Raw genomic sequence first — 2,954 nt, 5'->3', positions numbered from 1 at the left:
GGGTAAACCCCATACTGCCGGTCAACGAGGCGCCGGGCCTGGCCATCGGCCTTGGCGGCGTAGGCGTCACGCTGCGCGACCTCGTCCAGCTCTACACAGGGCTCGCCAATGGCGGCAAGACGCACACGCTGCATGACGGCACCGAGCCGGCCAATGTCGAGCGCACCAGCGCCACCATCCTTGACGGTCAGGCCAACTGGCAGATCATCGACATATTGTCGGGCGTCAAGCCGCCCGAGGGTGCCTTGCAGCGCGGCATTGCCTACAAGACCGGCACCTCCTACGGCTACCGCGACGCGTGGTCGGTCGGCTTCGACGGCCGCTATGTGCTGGGTGTCTGGGTCGGCCGCCCCGACGCTGGTGCGGTGCCGGGCCTGTCCGGCTATGTCTCGGCCGCCCCCATCCTCTTCGAGGGTTTTGTCCGCTCGGGCTTGGCCACCGTTCCATTGCCGGGCAAGCCGCCCGGCGTGTTCAGCCCGAGGCGTGAGGACCTGCCGGTGACGCTCGCCCGCTTCGGGGCCGGGTCGGACGGACTGGTGCAGGCGACAGTAACCGAACCCGCACCGACCATCATCTTCCCGCCCGACGGCGCCCGCGTCGATCTCGGCACCAATTCAGTCGACGCCTCGCCGCTGGTGCTGAAGCTGCAAGGCGGCCGCGCGCCGTTCCGCTGGCTGGCCAACGGCAAGCCGCTCACCGGCATCGACCGTCGCCGCACCGCGACCTGGCAACCTGACGGCGCCGGCTATTCGACGCTGACCGTCATCGACGCCGCGGGGCGTGCGGCCAGCGTCAAGGTGTTCGTCGAGTGAAAGTGTCCGTTGAATAGAATGCGCCAGGCGATTCAGCGCATTGGCTTTTGCGCGCTGATGCTTGCAGCTTCCGTTCCGCCGGCCCATGCCGACGCCCTGCCCGCCGGCTTTGTCCGGCTCGCCGATGTCGACCCCTCGATCCGCCAGGACATCCGCTACGCCGGATCGGACAATTTTCTGCATCGCAGGGTGAACGGCTATGACGCGCCGGCCTGCATCCTCACCGACCAGGCGGCAAAGGCACTGTCCGCCGTCCAGAAGACGCTCGCCGCCAGAAGCCTGACCCTGGTCGTATTCGATTGCTATCGCCCTGCCCGCGCCGTCACCGACATGGGCGAGTGGACGAAACAGGATGGGCCGCCCGATCCGCAATGGTATTCGAGGGTCAGGCGCGGCGACCTGATCGCCAAGGGCTATGTCGGAGAACTATCGACCCATTCACGTGGCTCGACCGTCGACGTCGCCATCGCCCGGACAGACCGCAGGTCCAGTCCGAACCCAGCCTGCGGTGCGGTCGATGCCGACACGCTCGATTTCGGCACCGGCTTCGACTGCTTTGACCCGATGAGCGAAACCGCCCACCGCGGCCTCGCCAGTGAGGTGGCGGCCAACCGCAAGATACTTGTCGATGCCATGCGCGCCGGTGGCTTCAAGAACTATGCGCGGGAATGGTGGCACTTCACGCTGACAAAGGAACCGTTCGCCAAGGAGCGTTTCGACTTTCCCATCACCGCCGATTGAGGCGCCGGACTAAATTCCACACGGCCTTGCCGCGGCACCACCCATTTCTAAATAGGCTGAGTGGCCAGCATGGATTCTTCCTGGGGACGCAGGAGGAAAATATTTCTCCATACAATGAAATATCGTCGAACATTTTCTCAAGAGGGGCAAAAAAGGCAACATTGAATGCATCTAATTTCTATCAATTCGGTAGATTTGGCGCGGGTTCAACGGAGGCAGAAATGACCAAACCTCATTTCAGGAAACTGCTCGGCGCACTGGTCGCCACATCTGTTCTATCAGGCACGCTCGGTTTCGCGTTTGCCGATACCACCATCCTCAACGTGTCCTACGATCCGACACGCGAGCTCTACAAGGCCTATGACGAAGCTTTCGTCGCTCATTGGAAGGCCGAGACCGGCGAGACGGTCACCGTCCAGCAGTCGCATGGCGGATCGGGCGCCCAGGCCCGCGCCGTGATCGATGGCCTCGATGCCGATGTGGTGACGCTGGCACTCGAAGGCGACATCAATGCCATCGTCTCGAAGTCGAACAAGATCAATCCCGACTGGCGCAAGAAATTCGAAAACAATTCAGCGCCCTACACATCGACCATCATCTTCCTCGTGCGCAAGGGCAATCCCAAGGGCATCCATGACTGGAGCGACCTCGTCAAGGACGGCATCCAGGTGATCACGCCCAATCCCAAGACCTCCGGCGGTGCACGCTGGAACTACCTTGCAGCCTGGGCCTACGCCAACGCCCATGACGGCGGCGACGAGGCCAAGAACAAGGAATTCGTCGGCAAGCTCTACGCCAATGCCCCGGTGCTCGACACCGGCGCGCGTGGCTCGACGGTGACCTTCGCGCAAAAGGGCATCGGCGATGTGCTGATCGGCTGGGAAAACGATGCCTATCTGGCGCTCGACGAATTCGGCGCCGATAATTTCGAAATCGTCTACCCGCCGACATCGATCCTGGCCGAGCCGCCGGTGGCGATTGTCGATGCCAATGTCGACGCCAAGGGCACGCGCAAGGTCGCCGAAGCCTATCTGGGCTGGCTCTATTCCAAGGAAGCGCAGACGATCATCGCCAAGAACCACTATCGTCCGGCCAAGCCCGAACTCGTGGCTCCGGCGGATCTGCCCAAGACACCTGATATCAAGCTGATCTCCATCGACGATCCGCTTTTCGGCGGCTGGAAGAAGGCACAGCCTTATCATTTCGGCGATGGTGGTATATTCGACCAGATCTACAAGCCGGCCCAGTGAGCTAAATCTAGATCAGGACGATATGACCACAGCACCCGCGCAGGCTGGGTGGCGGTTCAGACAGCCGAGTGTCATTCCGGGTTTCGGATTGACGCTCGGCTTCTCGCTTGCCTACCTCACCCTCATCATCCTCATCCCGCTGTCGGGGCTG

Annotated in this window: 2 protein-coding genes and 2 pseudogenes; all 4 read left to right on the top strand. The window is 62.4% G+C overall.

Annotation, left to right across the window (positions count from 1 at the left end; all coding sequences use genetic code 11):
* Positions 1 to 812: pseudogene (locus EN993_RS33985) on the top strand (penicillin-binding protein 1C); the annotation flags it as partial.
* A gap of 57 nt (positions 813 to 869) precedes the next feature.
* Complete coding sequence (locus EN993_RS33980; RefSeq protein WP_348630450.1) at positions 870 to 1,553, top strand: M15 family metallopeptidase; 684 nt, start codon at positions 870 to 872, stop codon at positions 1,551 to 1,553.
* 221 nt (positions 1,554 to 1,774) lie between these two features.
* Positions 1,775 to 2,803, top strand: coding sequence for a sulfate ABC transporter substrate-binding protein (locus EN993_RS33975; protein ID WP_126069616.1), 1,029 nt, complete (start codon positions 1,775 to 1,777; stop codon positions 2,801 to 2,803).
* Positions 2,804 to 2,825: 22 nt separating this feature from the next.
* A pseudogene (locus EN993_RS33970) lies at positions 2,826 to 2,954 on the top strand (molybdate ABC transporter permease subunit); the annotation flags it as partial.

Source organism: Mesorhizobium sp. M7D.F.Ca.US.004.01.2.1 (genome assembly GCF_003997785.1).
Lineage (GTDB): Bacteria > Pseudomonadota > Alphaproteobacteria > Rhizobiales > Rhizobiaceae > Mesorhizobium > Mesorhizobium loti.
The sequence above is the reverse complement of the archived record's forward strand: the minus strand, read 5'-3'. Positions and strand labels throughout refer to the sequence as shown.